Below are 15,409 nucleotides of genomic sequence, written 5' to 3'. Positions count from 1 at the left end.
TCCAACCCTTCAGCCGTGGAGCAGCTCCGACATCTGCTCTACGGGGAGGGGCGGGGCGTCCGTCGCTGCGAACGCGAGATTTTTTTACGGGAGGGCGTCGAGGGTGGGGACGCCGCTGGGGGAGGGCACGTCGGACGGTGCGGACACAGCGTCCACGGCGTCCGGGGCGGTGGACGTGATCCGCAGGTCAGGGGCGTCCGGCGGTTGCGGGACAGCGGGCGCACTCGGTACCGATGGCACCCGCGGCGCCTCCGGCAGCTCGGGGACCTCGGGGACCTCGGGGATTTCCGGGACGTCAGGGGCCGGCAGCGTCGGCAGCGGGGACAGCGAGACCTCCGGCAGGGGCGGCAGCGGTACGAGGGACCCGTCGCCGGAAGAATCAGTGGTGCCCGGGTCGGGAACCGCCGAGGCGGCCGGGCGGTCGCGCGTGTCCGGGGTCGTCGCCCGGCCGTCGCCGTCCGGCCGGAGCGACTCGGTGGACTCCGACGCGGCGGGGCGTGGCGGCGTACGGTCGCCGCCCCAGTCGGCCGCGTACGGGATGACCAGCCCCGCCACCGCCAGGGTCACCGCCGTGGACGCCACCGCCACGGCCTGGGCGTGTCCGCCCGCTCGCGGCCGGCCGCGCCCGAACAGGAACAGGACGAGCCCGAGTGTTCCGGCCAGCGAGTTGCGCAGCGTCCGCCGGGCCCGGGCCAGCAGCGACTCGACGGTGCGATAGCTCAGCCCCATCCGCACGGCTACCTGTCCGACGTCCAGGTCCTCGGACTTCAGCCGGAGCGCCTCCGCCTGGCGGGCGGGCAGCTCCCCGCTGCGCACGGCCAGCCACTTGGCCTCCGCCCGGTCGCACACCGCCTCCTCGACCGGCACCGGTCCGGGGGCGAACAGCGTCGGGCTGGTGCGCACCTCGGCCTCGCGGTTGACCTGGCGGTAGCGGTCGACGCACAACCGCATCGTGACGGTCGTCAGCCAGGCGGCGAGGCGCTCGTCGTCGAGTTCCGGGCGTTCCGCGGCGCGCAGCATCGCTTCGTGCACGGCGTCCTCGGCGTCCTCCGGGCTCATCGATCTGCGCCGGGCCACCTTGAGCAACTGCTCGCGGTGGCTCCACATGCGCTGCCAACGGTCGTCGGCCGCCTGTGCCTCCGCAGGCATGTCCGTCGGCATGTCCGAAGGCCCGTCCGTAGGCCCGTCCGTAGGCCCGCCCGTAGGCATCTCCGCAGGCATGTCCGACGCCATCAGGGCCCCTTCGCGCTCGCCCGCCGGGCTCGTCCTGCCCGGCGGTTGGCGACATTACCGCCCGGTATCCGCGATTGTGGAGGGGGCGGCGCTCATCGAGTTCTGGCTGTTATCGCCGGTCAGTGGTTAGGGTCGCCTCGTGGCGGGCCAACCGGCTCCGTCGCCGCGGGCACAGGTCAGACGGTGGTTCTGGGGGCAGTGTGCGACTGAGGGTGGAATTCACGACCGAGCCCTTCGACCTCGACGAGGTGCCGCCGCACGCGCTGGTGGCCCGCGAGGTCATCGACGCGGCCGAACTGGACGCCGTGGACGTCGGCCCGTTCGGCAACACGGTGGAGGGTGGCGCCGACACGCTGCTCACGGCCGTGGACGCGCTGCTGCGAAGGACCCTGGAGGCGGGCGCCACGCGGGTCTCGTTGCAGGTCAACGTGATCGAGGAGGGCGATCGGTGACCGGTTTGGGGGACGACCCCTTCGTCACGGCGGTCAAGCCGCTGGTCGACGCCATGGGCGGCGAGGTGCTGCCGCCCGAGCAGGCCGGCCCCGACGATGTCGTCCTGTCCTGGGAGGGTGCGGACGTCGTCGCCGTACGCCTGCCACAGCTGGCCGACTCACTGGACCACATCCTGGCCGCCCTGGAGCGCAAGCAGGGCAAGCCCCTGGCCGAACTCGACCGCAAGGCCAAACAGGAGGTCGTACGCACCCTGGAAGCGCGCGGAGCGTTCTCCGTACGGCACGGCGTGGAGACGGTGGCAAGCGCCCTCGGTGTGAGCCGCTTCACCGTCTACAACTATCTGAACCGGGAGAACGCGGCGAAGGGCGACTGATCCTGGCCCGCCGGAGCCCCGCCCCGAGCCCGCAGCCTTGCCACCTGGTTTTTTCAACAAACTGTTGACGCCGTGTCGCTGTGGGGCGTTAGCTGGTCCCGTGACTTCGAGTTCTTCGCCGCCGGGCCTCACCCGGTTCAACGCCCTGGAGGAGCACGCCGCCGCCACGGCTCTCCACGAGGCGTGTGCCTCGGTGGAATGGGGGCGCAGACTGCTCGCGGGCCGCCCGTTCGCCACGGCCGACGACCTCTTCCGCGCCAGTGACGCCGCCATGTCGGAGCTGACCACCGCTGACCTCCAGGAAGCCATGGCCGGGCATCCGCCGATCGGCCGCCCGAAGCCCGGCGATCCGACCTCGGCCCGGGAACAGCGCGGTATGGCCGGCGCCTCCGAGGAGCTGAAGGCCGAGATGCTGGAGCTGAACCTGGCGTACCAGGACAGGTTCGGCCACGTCTTCCTGATCTGCGCCACCGGCCTCACCGCCGAGCAGATGCGCGACGCGGTCGAGGAACGGATCGGCAACTCGCCCGAGCGGGAGCGCGAGATCGTCCGCACCGAACTGGGCAAGATCAACCGCATCCGCCTCGCCCGACTCGTGGAACAAGAGGACGACGACTGATGAGTACCGCATCGGTGTCCACCCACATCCTGGACACCAGCATCGGCCGCCCCGCCCAAGACGTGCCCGTCTCGTTGTCGGCACGCGAAGACGCCGAGGCCGAGTGGACGGAGCTCGGCTCCTCCGCCACGGACGCCGACGGACGTTGCAAGGACCTCCCGGCGCCACCGGAGGGCACCACGCAGGTGCGGCTCCGCTTCGAGACCGGAACGTACCTCTCCGCACACCGGGACGGTGACGCGTTCTTCCCGGAGGTGACGGTCACCTTCGCCGTCGTGCCGGGCGAGCACTATCACGTGCCGCTGCTGCTCAACCCGTTCGGCTACTCCGTTTACCGAGGGAGCTAGCAAGAGATGCCCACGATCCTGGGACAGAACCAGTACGGCAAGGCCGAGAACCGAGTCGTCAAGATCACGCGGGACGGCGCCACCCATCACATCAAGGACCTGAACGTCTCCGTGTCGCTCTCCGGCGACATGGAGGAGGTCCACTACTCCGGCTCCAACGCGAACGTCCTGCCGACCGACACCACCAAGAACACGGTGTACGCCTTCGCCAAGCAGTACGGCATCGAGTCCGCCGAGCAGTTCGGCATCCACCTCGCCCGCCACTTCGTGACGAGCCAGGAGCCGATCAGGACGGCACGCATCCGTATCGAGGAATACGCCTGGGAGCGCATCGAGAACGCCGGAGAGGGCGCGCACTCCTTCGTCCGCAAGGGACAGGAGACCCGCCTCACGCAGATCACGTACGACGGCGAGGGGTGGGAGGTCGTCTCCGGGCTCAAGGACCTCGTCGTGATGAACTCGACGAACTCCGAGTTCTGGGGCTACGTCAAGGACGAGTACACGACCCTCCCCGAGGCGTACGACCGCATCCTGGCCACCCAGGTCTCCAGCCGCTGGCGCTTCAACTGGACCGACGACGAGCAGGAGGCGCCCGACTGGGACACGTCGTACGAGCAGGTCAAGGAGCACATGCTCCGGGCCTTCGCGGAGACGTACTCGCTGTCGCTCCAGCAGACCCTCTACCGCATGGGCGCGCGCATCATCGACCACCGCGACGAGATCGACGAGGTTCGCTTCTCGCTCCCGAACAAGCACCACTTCCTCGTGGACCTGGAGCCGTTCGGGCTCAAGAACGACACCGCCGACGGAGCTGTGTACTTCGCCGCCGACCGCCCGTACGGCCTGATCGAGGCCACGGTCCTGAGGGACGGCTGTGAGGCGAGGATCCCGGTGGATCTCAGCAACCTCTGAGGCGGACGCGGACCGGAAAAGCAGAGGGAAAGTAGAGGACGAACGATGGCTCAGCGCATCGTCATCGAGAACTGTGCGATCGCGACCGTGGACGCCGACGACACCGAGTACGCCTTCGGTCATGTCGTCATCGCGGGGAACCGCATCGAGTCGCTCGGCGCCGGCAGGGCCCCCGAGGGACTGGAGAACGTCGTACGCCGTGTCGACGCGACCGGCCATCTCGTGACCCCCGGCCTGGTCAACACGCACCACCACTTCTACCAGTGGATCACCCGCGGCCTCGCCACGGACCACAACCTCTTCAACTGGCTGGTGGCGCTCTACCCGATCTGGGCGCGCATCGACGAGGGGATGACGTACGCGGCCGCGCAGGGGTCGCTCGCGATGATGGCCCGGGGCGGTGTCACCACCACGATGGACCACCACTACGTGTTCCCGCGGGGCTCCGGCGACCTGTCGGGATCCATCATCCGCGCCGCCCGGGAGATGGGAGTCCGTTTCACCCTCGCCCGCGGCTCCATGGACCGCAGCGAGAAGGACGGCGGTCTGCCGCCCGACTTCGCCGTCGAGACCCTCGAAGGCGCGCTCGCCGCCACCGAGGCGACCGTCGACGAGCACCACGACGCGTCCTTCGGCGCCATGACGCAGATCGCGGTCGCACCCTGCTCGCCGTTCTCCGTCTCCACCGAACTTCTCCGGCAGGGCGCCGAGTTGGCGCGACGGAAGGGCGTAAGGCTGCACACGCACGGCTCGGAGACCGTCGAGGAGGAGCAGTTCTGCAAGGAGTTGTTCGGCATGGGCCCGACCGACTACTTCGAGTCGACGGGCTGGCTCGGCGAGGACGTGTGGATGGCGCACTGCGTCCACATGAACGACTCCGACATCGCGGCCTTCGCCCGTACGAAGACGGGGGTGGCCCACTGTCCTTCGTCCAACGCCCGTCTGGCGGCGGGGATCGCGCGGGTCCCCGACATGCTGGCGGCCGGCATCCCGGTCGGCCTAGGCGTCGACGGCACCGCGTCCAACGAGTCCGGCGAACTCCACACCGAGCTGCGCAACGCCCTCCTCATCAACCGTCTCGGCGGCCACCGGGAAGCAGCCCTGAACGCCCGTCAGGCCCTGCGTCTCGGCACGTACGGCGGCGCCCAAGTGCTCGGCAGGGCACGGGAGATCGGCTCGCTGGAGCCGGGCAAGCTCGCCGACCTGGTGCTGTGGAAGCTGGACACGCTGGCCCACTCGTCGATCGCCGACCCGGTCACCGCCCTCGTCTTCGGCGCCGCCGCGCCGGTCACCGCCTCCTTCGTCAACGGCCGGCAGATCGTGGAGGACGGCAGGCTGACACATGTCGACGAGGAGGGCATCGCCCGCTCCACGCGGGACGAGGCGCGGCGCCTGGCGCGGATCGCCGCGCAGGGCTGATGGTCTCCCGCCCCCGGCTCAGGACATCGCGGTGAGCTGGTCGCGGACCCGGGCGGCCGCTTCGTACGTGTCGCCGGCCGGCCGGGTCGCCAGGCGGCCCGGGTTCCGCGTCCACCGGTCCTCGATCGCGAACCAGTCGAGGGACTTCGGCTTCCGGCCCTCCTTCAGTGCGGCCCGCAGCTCGTCGAAGTACGTCGACCAGCGGAGTCGGTAGAGCCCGCCGACCAGGCCCGCCCACTCCCGGTTGGCGTAGTCGCGCAGTCCGGCGTCCGCGCCCGGCCGGGTGCCCCACACGGTCAGCAGCGACAGATTGTCGTAGGCCAGCCCTTCCCCCTCGGACGCGTCCGCGCCCCAGGCCCGTGCGTCGGCCACCCAACGCCCCACCAGATGCCGGGAATCAGTGGCCAGCAGGGTCTCCAGTACGTCCATCAGCGCCAGCCAGTCACGGGTCAGCCGGCCGAACTCGCCGGCGTCCCCCGCGTCGTACGCCTCCTTGAGGAGCGGGAGGAGCACCCGGCTGCGGTTGGCGGCGGCCTGGCGGGCCACGTCGAGGAGGTCGTAGCGGTACGCGGAGGACTTCCGAAGACGCGGTGCGACCTTCAGGAGTTCGCCGAGCGCGGGCTCGAAGTCCTCGGCGCTGTACCGGAGTTGCTTGGGCGACCACTTGGCGGCTTTCCTGACCGTGAGCGAGGGGCGCGCTCCGAACAGACCGTCGGCGGCCTCGCTCCACGAGTCGGCACGCGTCGTGCCGTATGCGGTGCGGCGCAGGATGTCCCACGCGGCCTCGGCGTGCGGATCGCGCGCTCCGTAGCGTGCGTGCGCCCAGTCCCTGAACCACGTGGTGAGGTCCAGTCCTCCGTTCTCCCAGGCCAGTTCGGAGAACAGGTCGAAGGCGGCGGGATTGTTGTCCGCCGCCTCCGGCATGAGCGCGACACCGCGCAGGGTGCTGCCCTCCTTGGCAAGCCATTTGCCGTACAGGTCCACCCAGTCCCGGGTGTTGGCGCCCATCGCCGTGTGACCGCCGAAGTTCCAGATGGAGCCGAACGCGTACGGGGTGTCGCCCCAGTCGGATTCGCGGTCGACCACCGTGGGGAAACGGTCCGACAGACCGTCGACGACGAGCATGCGGGACTTGTCGACGGCATCGACGAGCGCCCTCGGCGGGTTGCGCTGCCAGCCGAGGATCACCCAGATCCCGTCCGGACGCGCGGCCCGCAGCGCCTTCTCGACCCCCTTCGCCGCATCGCCGACCGGTACGTCTCCGGGGTCGCCGCCCTCGTGCAGCAGGTCCATCTTGTAGAGGGTCGAGGACCCGAACATCTCGTCCTGGATCCGGTAGAAGGCGGCCGCCACCCGCGCGAAGTGGTCGGTCCGCGGGTCGAGCCAGTCGGGCCGCGCGAGCCCCATCCACGTGCCCTGCGGGAGCGTCCGCGCGCCCGCGTTCCGCTCGGCGAAGCCCGGCGGGACCGTACCGAAGAAGCCCGGGAACACCGGGGTCATGCCCAACTCCCGTACCCGCGCGGTGATCCGCCGGCCGAGCGCGGCCCGCGCGTCGAGCAGCTGCCGGGAGACCGGATACGGAAACGCGGACATGTTCTGCATCAGCCACCACGGCTGATGGGCCGGGCCCCCGATCCACTCGCGCAGCTCTGCGTCCGTGTAACCGAACCGCTGGAAGAGCCGGTGGTAGAGCGCGTCCGCGCCCGTGTACACCAGCACCTCGTTGTAGCCGTGCAGCGCCAGGACGTCGAGCTCGCGCTCCCAGTACGACCAGTCGTGGTACGCGCCCGTGTAGCCGTCGTTCGTGTCGTTGAGGACGAAGCGGTGCGGGACGTTGGCCTGCCGGGTGACCGTGTCGTCGACGCCGGGCAGCTGCGCCGGCAGGTCGAGTTGCTCACCGGCCCAGCTGATGTTGGCGTGCGTGACGTGCTTCAAGTACCAGCGCAGGCCGGTGAGTTGTGTGCCCGGCGTGCCGCCTTGGATGGTGATGCGCCCGCTCCTGCCCGACACCCGGAACGTGTCGGCCGGGCCCGCCGTCTCGAAGCGCAGTTGCCGCCAGTGGCGCGGGAGCAGCCGCCGGGCCGCCCGGCTCGCCGCTGTCGTCTGGTTCATGGGGGCCTCCTCCTCGCCTGGGACACCGGTCACGGGTGTCCGTGAACAGGCGACGACACCGGTGGCCGATCCGGCAACCACGGTGAGGAACGCACGACGGGCGAGCGGCATGGGGCGAGTCTCCGTTTCACGGGCGATTCACGGGTGGGGCCGCGGAGGGGCCACGGGTGGGGGAGTGCCGTGGGGAGGGGTACCCGTTGCGCCGGGTCCTGAGCGTGTATGTACGGCCACAAGGAGGAGAACCCGCCATGAACTGGCCGACTGTTTCACTCGCCCGGCAGCTCGCGCGTTGCGGCAGCCTACGCGGATGCGCTTGTCACCGATAGAAACATGAGAAACAGTTTTAAAATATGAAAAAGTCGCAGATGGATTGAGGACAGGGTGTCGGCCAACGGTATGGGAGCGGCCTCGTACCCGTTCGGAGCCGCGAGTGTCAGCGAATCGCCCGAGCGCGACGACGCTCTGGCCGGTGCCGTCACCCGAGCCGTCGAAGTGACCGGAGCGCACGCCGGAAGCGTGTTCCTGGTCTCGAGCGATGGCCGCTCGCTGGTACTGACCGCGGCGGCCGGGACGCCGCCCTCCCTGCTCGGCGGCTGGCGGCGGATCCCGGTGAACAGTCATATCCCGGTGGCGGAGGCGTTCCGCTCCGGACGCATGGTCCACTTGACCGACGCGGACGAGACCATGCGGCGCTTCCCCCAGCTCGCGGTTGCCCTGCCCTATGCCTTCGGCTCCGCCTCAGTGCCCGTGAGAGCGGGAAAGGACAGCTTTGGAGCCATGGCCGTCGTGTGGACGGCCGGGCGGGAGCGGGCCGGGCTGTCGAAGACGCAGCGTCGGCTGTTGCGCTCCGCGGCCGACCGGCTGGGCGCCACCCTCGCTGAACTGCGCGCACGACAGGCTCTCGGCGTCGGCGCGGGCGACGCGAGAACCGTCCCGGTGGTGGTTCCGGTGCTGTCCGCTCCGGTGATCCGGGTGGGCCTGTTCGACTGGAACCTTGAGACCGGCGCTCTCACGGCGGATGACGAGCTGTGCGCGATCTTCGGGATCGCTCCTCGCGAGTTCGACGGACGAGCGGCCACCCTGGCGGCCAGGATCGACCCCGCCGATCTGGCCGGCTTCCGGTCCGCCGCCCGCACCGCGGTCGAGGAGGGGCATGTGTTCGCCCACTGCCTGCGTGTGCGGGACGACGGCGCCCACCGCATCGTGGAGCTGTGGGGCCGGGTGCCCGAGAGCCCCGACGACCCGCGGGTGTCGTCCCATCTGGTCGGCGCCGTGCTCGACTCCGGGACCGGTATGGCCGCCGTGGCGGCGATCGAGCGGCTCTCGGACGGCTTCTTCGCACTCTCCCCGGATGGACAGGTCACCTACGCCAATCACAGCCTTGAGCAACTGCTGCGGGTCCGCCACGACGAACTGCTCGGCCGGCGCCTCTGGGACGCCCTGCCCTGGCTGGCCGACCCCGCCTACGAGGACCGGTACCGGGCGGCCGTGGTCTCCCAGCAACCGGTCTCCTTCCTGGTCCGCCGCCCGCCCGACGAGTGGCTGGTCTTCTCCCTCCACCCAGGGGCGCAGGGCATGACGGGGTGGGCGGCCCCCGTCAGACAGCCGGTCCCGGCCGAGACAGGGCCCGGGACACCCGTCGCGGCGGAGGATTCACCCGTCTCCCCCTCGCCCCTGCCCGCGCGTCCACGTCTGGGTGCCCTCTATCGCGTGCTCCAGCTGGGCAGCGCCCTCACCGAGGCGGTCACCGTGCACGAGGTGTGCGATGCCGTCGCCGAGCAGCTGCTGCCGGCCTTCGGCGGCCAGAAGCTGGCGATCTCCGTGGTGGAGGAGCAGGGCCTGCACCTGCTCGCGCAGCGTGGCCACCCCGAAGGCTCTCTCACCTGGTTCGAAGGCACACCACTCCACGCCCGGCTGCCCATGACGGACGCGCTCACCTCCGGCGCTCCGCTGTTCGTCGAGTCCCGGCAGAAGCTGCTCGAGACGTACCCCGGGCTCCCGGCCGATGGCGCCGCCGCCTGGGCATTCCTCCCGCTCATCGCCTCCGACCGCCCGGTCGGCGTCTGCGTCCTCGGCTTCGACGACGCCCACCGGTTCCCCGACGAGGAGCGTGGCGTCCTCACCGCGCTGGGCGGCCTGATCGCCCAGGCACTGGAACGCGCCAGGCTCTACGACGCCGAATTCGCCCTCGCCCGCGGCCTGCAGACCGCACTGCTGCCGCAGCGGCTGCCCACCCTGCCGGACATCCGTGTCACTGGGCGCTACCTACCGGGCACCCGGGGGATGGACATCGGAGGCGACTGGTACGACGTCATCCCCACCGGCGAAGAGGTCGCGCTGATCGTCGGGGACGTCGAGGGGCACAACGTCGCAGCCGCGGCCACCATGGGGCAGCTGCGCAGCGCGGTACGGGCCTTCGTCACCGCGGGCCATGAGCCGGGCGACGTGATCGTCAGCACCAACCGGCTGCTCCTCGACCTCGACCCCGAGCTCCTCGCCAGCTGCTGCTACGTCCGCTTCCACCCGGGCTCCGGGATCGCTCGCATGGTCCGCGCGGGCCACTGTCCGCCCTTGCTGCGCCTGCCCGACGGGCGCACCGAGGTCCTGGATTTCCCGGGCGGTCCTCTGCTCGGCGTGGAGGGCACGTCCGACTATCCGGAAGCGGAGCTGCGTCTGCCGCCCGGAGCGGTTCTGGCCCTGTATACGGACGGGCTGATCGAGAGGCGCGAAGCGGACATCGGCTCGGACATCGACCGGCTCCGGGCCTCATTGGCCCACACGAGCGGGGATTCCCTGGAGGACCTGGCGGACGGGCTGCTGCGGGAGGCCCGCCAGTCTCCCGACCGGGCGGACGACATCGCACTCCTGCTGACGGAGTACGCCCCCTCGCCCGCCCTCTGAAGGCCGACTCACCGCCCGGGGGTCGTACCCGGGTGGTGAGCCTCGTCTTCTGCCCTCAGGAAGCCACGCCCACGGTCAGCGCGCCCGCGTAGCCCGACGAAGGTGAACTGCCCAGGGCCGTCAGGGTCAGCAGGCCGGATGCGGCGCCTCCGTCGTCGTAGATGGAGTCCTGGTCGAGCGTGGTGCGCCGTACGTCGTTGGCGGCGTACGCGGCCACGGTCGCCACGTCCTCGGTGACGGACTCGTCGAAGAAGAGCTGGCCGGTGTGGAGTTCCTGGCCGCCCTCGAAGGAGCCGTCCTCGGTGAGGGTGACGTCGGTGTGCACCTTGAGGTGGATGTGCACGCAACGGCCGCGGTACCAGCCGGGGTAGATCGTGGTGAGTTTCGCGACGCCGTCCGATCCCGTCAGCACCCCGCCGCGCAGGAACCTGCCGTTGTCGGGCTCTTCGTGCCCGTTGTTGCCGACGAATCCCGAGTACTCGCCGAGCGCGTCGCAGTGCCAGGTCTCCACGAGGGCCTGGTCGAGCGGCGCGCAGGTGTCGTCGTCGACGACGGTGAGCGTGAGCTGCAGCGGGATGCCGACTTTGTCTTCTCTGATGTCGGCGCGGACGTAGGCGCCGTCCAGGTAGTAGGGGCCTTCGGTCATCTCCTTCGTGAGGGTGCAGACGGCCGTGTCGGCGACGGGGGCGGTTTTGGCGGTGCCCTCGGCCGTCGTGGCCGTGCCGGGGGAATCGGGCGCGGCTGCGCCTACGGCCAGGGCGGTGGCCGTGGCGCCGGTGGCGAGCAGGACGGTGCGGCGTCGGATCGAGGCCGCTTCTGAGTCGGTGTGGGTCTCTGTCATGGACACGGCACCGTAGAAGCGCGACCTGTTGGAGAGCTGTGCGTTCGGCAAAGTGACGGTGCGTCAAGTCGCTTGTGAGACACCGGTGCGCGGTGCGGTGATCTCAAGGCCCAGCAGGTCCGCGAAGAGTCAAAGAGTCAGTCGTCTGAGCTCGAGTTCCGGCTTCCGCCCGAACGTCCCGACTTGCGCGCCAACTCGCCCACCGCCAGGGTCACGGCGGCCACCGCGCGCACCCAGCGCGGGCCGCCCCGCGCCGCCCACACGACGCAGACGCACCCTCCGACGACGAGCACGAGGACGCCGGACAAGACGAGCACGTCCATGCTCATTCCCCCTTCTTCTCCTGCGGTCCGCGCAATCCTCTCAGCCCGCGAAACGGGCCGTCGCAGTGGGACACCGGAAGCCTTTCACGCACGTGGTGGGTTGTCGGGCAACAGGGACGAGAGCGCATCGACCACGCCACCGCGGTGCACGACTCAGAGGTCGAACAGCCGTGGATCGGAGGCCAGTGCGCGGAAGTACTCGTGCGGGTCCGCGACCAGCTTCCGTTCCTTGAGGTCCATCAGGCCGCCGAGCGCCGTGATCTCGGCGGCCACCGTGCCGTCCGTCTTGCGGATCGTCTGCTCGATCCGGAACGTCTTGCCCTTGCCCCACTCGAAAGTGCACGTCACCTCCACCTCGTCGCCCGCGAGCAGCTCCCGCCGGTAGCGGATGGTCATCTCCAGGGCGACGGGACCCACGCCCTTGGCGATGAGACCGGCCTGGCTGATCCCGGCTGCCCGGAGTAACGACCAGCGGGCGTGTTCCGCGTAGTTCACATACACGCTCTGGTTGAGGTGCCCCTGGATGTCGGTCTCGTACCCGCGGACGGTCACTCGGACGGAAAACGGCTCGGTCACGGCTTCCCCTTCTCGATCGCTGTGTCGACCCAAGACTGGCATGTCCCGATCACTTCCGTCGCGGCGAAGCCAGCAGATAGCGCACGCGCGTACGGGGCTCCGTGTACTCCCCGACCTGCCATCCCGCCTCCTCCAGCGTGGCCGTACAGGCTCGCAGGGCCTCGGCGTCCGGCACGCGCACGGCGACGGCCTCCGGCTGCGGCGTCGCGCGCACCCGGTAGCCCTCGGTGTCCGCCCCGGCCGGATCCGCCCCCGCGGGCCGGTGACCCGCGGCCTCCAGCGCGAGCGCGGCGGCCTGCACCAGATGCGTACGCTCCCATCCGCACGGCCGGTCCACGGCGCCGTCCGGGTTGGTCATCCGCCGCAGCTCCAGGAGCCCCTGCCAGGCGCTGTGCACCTCACGTACGCGCGACGGCCCGGCGTCCGGGCTCTCCTCGCCGCCGACCCGGGCGGCGAACACTCCCGTGGCGGCGGGCCCACCGGCGCCCTCCCCCTCCACCTTCGTCTCCGGCTCCTGCTCCGCGGGGGTCTCCTCCCGTATCCGATGCCCCGCCGGTGTCAGGAAGTGATCGTGCGGCGGCCGGGGGTGCCGGAAGGCGAGCCCGCGCTTCACCAGCGCCGCGAGCTGGCTCTCCGTACCCCTGAGCCGCCCGGTCACGGGATCGGCGGCGTCGATGACACGCCGCTGCGCGGCGGTCGGCGGACGTGTCACGGCGCGCTCCCTCCCGGTCGGTCCGCGAGCTCATTCGAAGACTACGACCCGGGTCCGACACTCGCCCCGCCGTCCGTCACCGGTCGCGAGCCCACCGCTCCAGCTCCTGGAAGTCCTGCTCCCGCAGCCCCCTGCGCGGGTCGATCGGCAGCAGCAGCGCCGCCGCATCGTGGTGCGCGGCGACATGGCGCACATCGAGATCGGTGATCATGTCGTCGACCCATACGAAGGGCCGGCCGACCGCCCACTCCATGACATGCCGCGTCTTCCAGTACAGCCCCTCGGGGTCCCTGACGAACAGCTCGGGCCACTCGATGACCGGCAGATCACCCGGCAACCCGATCACCGGCGCGATCATCTCGTTGGCGTCGTGCATCCATGTGGTCGCCCACGCCAACTGGTACGGCAACGCCATCAGCCGCGCCCCGTGCCCCGGATTGAGCCGCACCCGCAGACCCCGACGGTGCCGCCGGGAACCCGGCGCCTGCCGGGCGAGCCAGTCCGAGGGCCGCAGCCGACGCGTCACATAGCCGCGGGGGCGGATGAACCGCGCGCCGTACGGATTGAGGGGGCCGTCGACGTCGAGGAGCAGCAGCGGTCGGTCGCTCATGGAGACGGGCTACCCAGACCGAACGGCCGCGTACCCCCACCGTTACTGCCGATACCCGCTCAGGAACCGCCCGATCCGGCTGATCGCCGCGTCCAGATCGTCGGCGTGCGGGAGGGTGAGGATGCGGAAGTGGTCGGGGCGCGGCCAGTTGAAGCCGGTGCCCTGGACGACCTGGATCTTCTCCCGCAGCAGAAGGTCGAGGACGAACTTCTCGTCGTCGTGGATCGCGTGCACCTTGGGGTCGATCCGCGGGAACGCGTACAGCGCGCCCTTCGGCTTCACACAGGAGACGCCCGGGATCTCGTTGAGCTTCTCCCAGGCCCGGTCGCGCTGTTCGTGCAGCCGGCCGCCCGGTGCGGTGAGTTCGCGGATGGACTGGCGGCCGCCGAGCGCGGCCTGGATGGCGTACTGGGCGGGCGCGTTGGCGCACAGCCGCATGGAGGCCAGCATCGTCAGGCCTTCGAGGTAGTTGCGCGCGTGCTGGCGCGGGCCCGTGACCACCATCCAGCCGGACCGGAAGCCGGCGACGCGGTACGTCTTCGACAGGCCGCAGAAGGTGAGGACCACCAGGTCGGGGGCGAGCGCGGCGGCCGAGTGGTGCACGGCGTCGTCGTACAGGATCTGGTCGTAGATCTCGTCCGCGAAGACCATGAGGCCGTGGCGCCGGGCGAGGTCGAGCATGCCCTCGATGATCGCCTTCGGGTAGACCGCGCCCGTCGGGTTGTTGGGGTTGATGATGACCAGGGCCTTGGTGCGGTCCGTGATCTTCGACGCCATGTCGTCCAGGTCCGGGTACCAGTCGGCCTGTTCGTCGCAGAGGTAGTGCACCGCCTTGCCGCCCGAGAGTGTCGTCACCGCCGTCCAGAGCGGGAAGTCGGGGGCGGGGACGAGGATTTCGTCGCCGTCCTCGATCAGCGCCTGCACCGCCATCGACACGAGTTCGGACACGCCGTTGCCGAGGAAGACGTCGTCCACGCCGACCTCGAGGCCCAGATCCTGGTAGCGCTGGGCGACGGCACGGCGGGCCGAGAGGATGCCGCGCGAGTCCGTGTAGCCGTGCGCCTGCGGCAGCATCCGGATCATGTCCTGGAGGATCTCCTCCGGCGCCTCGAAGCCGAAGAGCGCGGGGTTGCCGGTGTTCAGGCGCAGCACGCTGTGGCCCGCCTCCTCCAGGGCGTTCGCGTGCTCGATGACCGGGCCCCGGATCTCGTAACAGACCTCGCTGAGCTTGCTCGACTGCCGGAACTCCATGCGGTGCGCACCTCCAGGTTGGTGTGTTGCTTGGTTTTACCAAGTAGGAGCTTGGAAAGTCCAACAACTTGTCTAGACTGCGTCGCATGTCACCTCGCCGAAGCTACGACCAGTACTGTTCCGCCGCCCGGGCCCTCGATGCCGTGGGTGACCGCTGGACCCTCCTGATCGTGCGGGAGCTGCTCGCCGGTCCGCGCCGCTACACCGATCTGCACGCCGACCTGCCCGGCGTGAGCACGGACGTTCTCGCCTCCCGGCTCAAGGACATGGAGCGGGACGGGCTGACGAGCCGACGCCGACTGCCTCCGCCCGGTGCGTCCTACGTCTACGAACTCACCGGCCATGGACGGCGGTTGCTGCCCGTCCTGCAGGCGCTGGGGGAGTGGGGCGCGCCCCTGCTGGGCGAGCGGCGGGCCACGGACGCGGTGCGCGCGCACTGGTTCGCACTGCCGTTGCTGCGCTGCCTGGCGGGACTTGGCGACGGCGTCGTCCAAGTGCGCCTGGACGAGGGCGAGTTCTATGTACGGCTCGTACGGCCCGGTGCGGAGGACGGCGGGCCGGTCTACGGCGAGGGGGCCGCACCCGAGGAGCCCGACGCCTGGCTCTCGCTCGACGCCGGGACGTGCACGGCGCTCGCCCGGGGAGAGCTGACACTGCGGGACGCGATACGGAACGGGCGCGTCGAAGTGGCGGGGGACGGGACGCTGGCCAAGGAGTTGCGGGACGG

At 70.4% G+C, this 15,409-nt stretch carries 16 protein-coding genes; 8 read left to right on the top strand and 8 right to left on the bottom strand.

Annotated elements, in window-relative coordinates; translation table 11 throughout:
• Nucleotides 1–84: 84 nt before the first annotated feature.
• Nucleotides 85–1,149 carry an RNA polymerase sigma factor gene (locus tag FE633_RS23865; protein ID WP_246113795.1) on the bottom strand — a complete coding sequence of 355 codons (1,065 nt, stop codon included), beginning with the start codon at nucleotides 1,147–1,149 and terminating at the stop codon, nucleotides 85–87.
• A gap of 284 nt (nucleotides 1,150–1,433) precedes the next feature.
• Between FE633_RS23865 and FE633_RS23860 the strand changes: the two genes are divergently transcribed.
• The 6 genes from FE633_RS23860 (at nucleotide 1,434) to FE633_RS23835 (ending at nucleotide 5,356) form a co-directional block, all read left to right on the top strand.
• Complete coding sequence (locus FE633_RS23860) at nucleotides 1,434–1,685, top strand: thiamine-binding protein (RefSeq protein WP_138047211.1); 252 nt, start codon at nucleotides 1,434–1,436, stop codon at nucleotides 1,683–1,685.
• The gene (locus FE633_RS23855; protein ID WP_138047210.1) at nucleotides 1,682–2,059 is read left to right on the top strand and encodes a helix-turn-helix domain-containing protein; all 378 of its coding nucleotides are present in this window, start codon (nucleotides 1,682–1,684) and stop codon (nucleotides 2,057–2,059) included. Before FE633_RS23860 ends, FE633_RS23855 begins: the two co-directional genes overlap by 4 nt.
• A gap of 100 nt (nucleotides 2,060–2,159) precedes the next feature.
• A complete protein-coding gene (uraD, locus tag FE633_RS23850; protein WP_138047209.1) occupies nucleotides 2,160–2,678 on the top strand; it encodes a 2-oxo-4-hydroxy-4-carboxy-5-ureidoimidazoline decarboxylase in 519 nt (172 codons plus the stop codon).
• A complete protein-coding gene (gene uraH / locus FE633_RS23845) occupies nucleotides 2,678–3,025 on the top strand; it encodes a hydroxyisourate hydrolase (RefSeq protein WP_138047208.1) in 348 nt (115 codons plus the stop codon). Before uraD ends, uraH begins: the two co-directional genes overlap by 1 nt.
• Before the next feature lie 6 nt (nucleotides 3,026–3,031).
• On the top strand, nucleotides 3,032–3,937 hold the full coding sequence (gene pucL, locus FE633_RS23840) for a factor-independent urate hydroxylase (RefSeq protein WP_138047207.1): 906 nt from the start codon (nucleotides 3,032–3,034) through the stop codon (nucleotides 3,935–3,937).
• A gap of 45 nt (nucleotides 3,938–3,982) precedes the next feature.
• A complete protein-coding gene (locus tag FE633_RS23835; protein ID WP_138047206.1) occupies nucleotides 3,983–5,356 on the top strand; it encodes an 8-oxoguanine deaminase in 1,374 nt (457 codons plus the stop codon).
• Between the two features lie 18 nt (nucleotides 5,357–5,374).
• Here the strand turns inward: FE633_RS23835 and FE633_RS23830 are convergent, their stop codons facing one another.
• Nucleotides 5,375–7,579 carry an alpha-N-acetylglucosaminidase gene (locus FE633_RS23830; RefSeq protein WP_138047205.1) on the bottom strand — a complete coding sequence of 735 codons (2,205 nt, stop codon included), beginning with the start codon at nucleotides 7,577–7,579 and terminating at the stop codon, nucleotides 5,375–5,377.
• Nucleotides 7,580–7,849: 270 nt separating this feature from the next.
• Between FE633_RS23830 and FE633_RS23825 the strand changes: the two genes are divergently transcribed.
• Nucleotides 7,850–10,369, top strand: coding sequence for a SpoIIE family protein phosphatase (locus FE633_RS23825; protein WP_342791206.1), 2,520 nt, complete (start codon nucleotides 7,850–7,852; stop codon nucleotides 10,367–10,369).
• A gap of 55 nt (nucleotides 10,370–10,424) precedes the next feature.
• Here the strand turns inward: FE633_RS23825 and FE633_RS23820 are convergent, their stop codons facing one another.
• The 6 genes from FE633_RS23820 to FE633_RS23795 all read right to left on the bottom strand — a co-directional run bounded on the left by FE633_RS23820 (nucleotide 10,425) and on the right by FE633_RS23795 (nucleotide 14,682).
• Nucleotides 10,425–11,210 (bottom strand): intradiol ring-cleavage dioxygenase, encoded by a 786-nt coding sequence (locus FE633_RS23820; protein WP_138047204.1) that lies wholly within the window; start codon nucleotides 11,208–11,210, stop codon nucleotides 10,425–10,427.
• Between the two features lie 137 nt (nucleotides 11,211–11,347).
• The gene (locus FE633_RS23815; RefSeq protein ID WP_138047203.1) at nucleotides 11,348–11,533 is read right to left on the bottom strand and encodes a hypothetical protein; all 186 of its coding nucleotides are present in this window, start codon (nucleotides 11,531–11,533) and stop codon (nucleotides 11,348–11,350) included.
• A 153-nt stretch (nucleotides 11,534–11,686) separates the two neighbouring features.
• On the bottom strand, nucleotides 11,687–12,109 hold the full coding sequence (locus FE633_RS23810; protein ID WP_138047202.1) for an acyl-CoA thioesterase: 423 nt from the start codon (nucleotides 12,107–12,109) through the stop codon (nucleotides 11,687–11,689).
• A gap of 49 nt (nucleotides 12,110–12,158) precedes the next feature.
• Nucleotides 12,159–12,821: a hypothetical protein gene (locus FE633_RS23805; protein ID WP_138047201.1), complete on the bottom strand. Its 663-nt coding sequence runs from the start codon at nucleotides 12,819–12,821 to the stop codon at nucleotides 12,159–12,161.
• A 76-nt stretch (nucleotides 12,822–12,897) separates the two neighbouring features.
• On the bottom strand, nucleotides 12,898–13,431 hold the full coding sequence (locus FE633_RS23800; protein WP_138047200.1) for an HAD domain-containing protein: 534 nt from the start codon (nucleotides 13,429–13,431) through the stop codon (nucleotides 12,898–12,900).
• Between the two features lie 42 nt (nucleotides 13,432–13,473).
• Nucleotides 13,474–14,682: a pyridoxal phosphate-dependent aminotransferase gene (locus tag FE633_RS23795; RefSeq protein ID WP_138047199.1), complete on the bottom strand. Its 1,209-nt coding sequence runs from the start codon at nucleotides 14,680–14,682 to the stop codon at nucleotides 13,474–13,476.
• An 86-nt stretch (nucleotides 14,683–14,768) separates the two neighbouring features.
• Between FE633_RS23795 and FE633_RS23790 the strand changes: the two genes are divergently transcribed.
• A partial coding sequence (locus FE633_RS23790; protein WP_138047238.1) for a winged helix-turn-helix transcriptional regulator occupies nucleotides 14,769–15,409 on the top strand: 641 nt, incomplete at its 3' end.

This window comes from Streptomyces montanus, from assembly GCF_005786655.1.
Lineage (GTDB): Bacteria > Actinomycetota > Actinomycetes > Streptomycetales > Streptomycetaceae > Streptomyces > Streptomyces sporangiiformans.
The sequence above is the reverse complement of the archived record's forward strand: the minus strand, read 5'-3'. Positions and strand labels throughout refer to the sequence as shown.

Coding starts and splice junctions, on each gene's coding strand:
- FE633_RS23865 (WP_246113795.1), bottom strand. CDS start 1,149: ATGCCTGCGGAGGCACAGGCGGCCGACGACCGTTGGCAGCGCATGTGG.
- uraH (WP_138047208.1), top strand. CDS start 2,678: ATGAGTACCGCATCGGTGTCCACCCACATCCTGGACACCAGCATCGGC.
- pucL (WP_138047207.1), top strand. CDS start 3,032: ATGCCCACGATCCTGGGACAGAACCAGTACGGCAAGGCCGAGAACCGA.
- FE633_RS23835 (WP_138047206.1), top strand. CDS start 3,983: ATGGCTCAGCGCATCGTCATCGAGAACTGTGCGATCGCGACCGTGGAC.
- FE633_RS23830 (WP_138047205.1), bottom strand. CDS start 7,579: ATGCCGCTCGCCCGTCGTGCGTTCCTCACCGTGGTTGCCGGATCGGCC.
- FE633_RS23820 (WP_138047204.1), bottom strand. CDS start 11,210: ATGACAGAGACCCACACCGACTCAGAAGCGGCCTCGATCCGACGCCGC.
- FE633_RS23815 (WP_138047203.1), bottom strand. CDS start 11,533: ATGGACGTGCTCGTCTTGTCCGGCGTCCTCGTGCTCGTCGTCGGAGGG.
- FE633_RS23800 (WP_138047200.1), bottom strand. CDS start 13,431: ATGAGCGACCGACCGCTGCTGCTCCTCGACGTCGACGGCCCCCTCAAT.
- FE633_RS23795 (WP_138047199.1), bottom strand. CDS start 14,682: ATGGAGTTCCGGCAGTCGAGCAAGCTCAGCGAGGTCTGTTACGAGATC.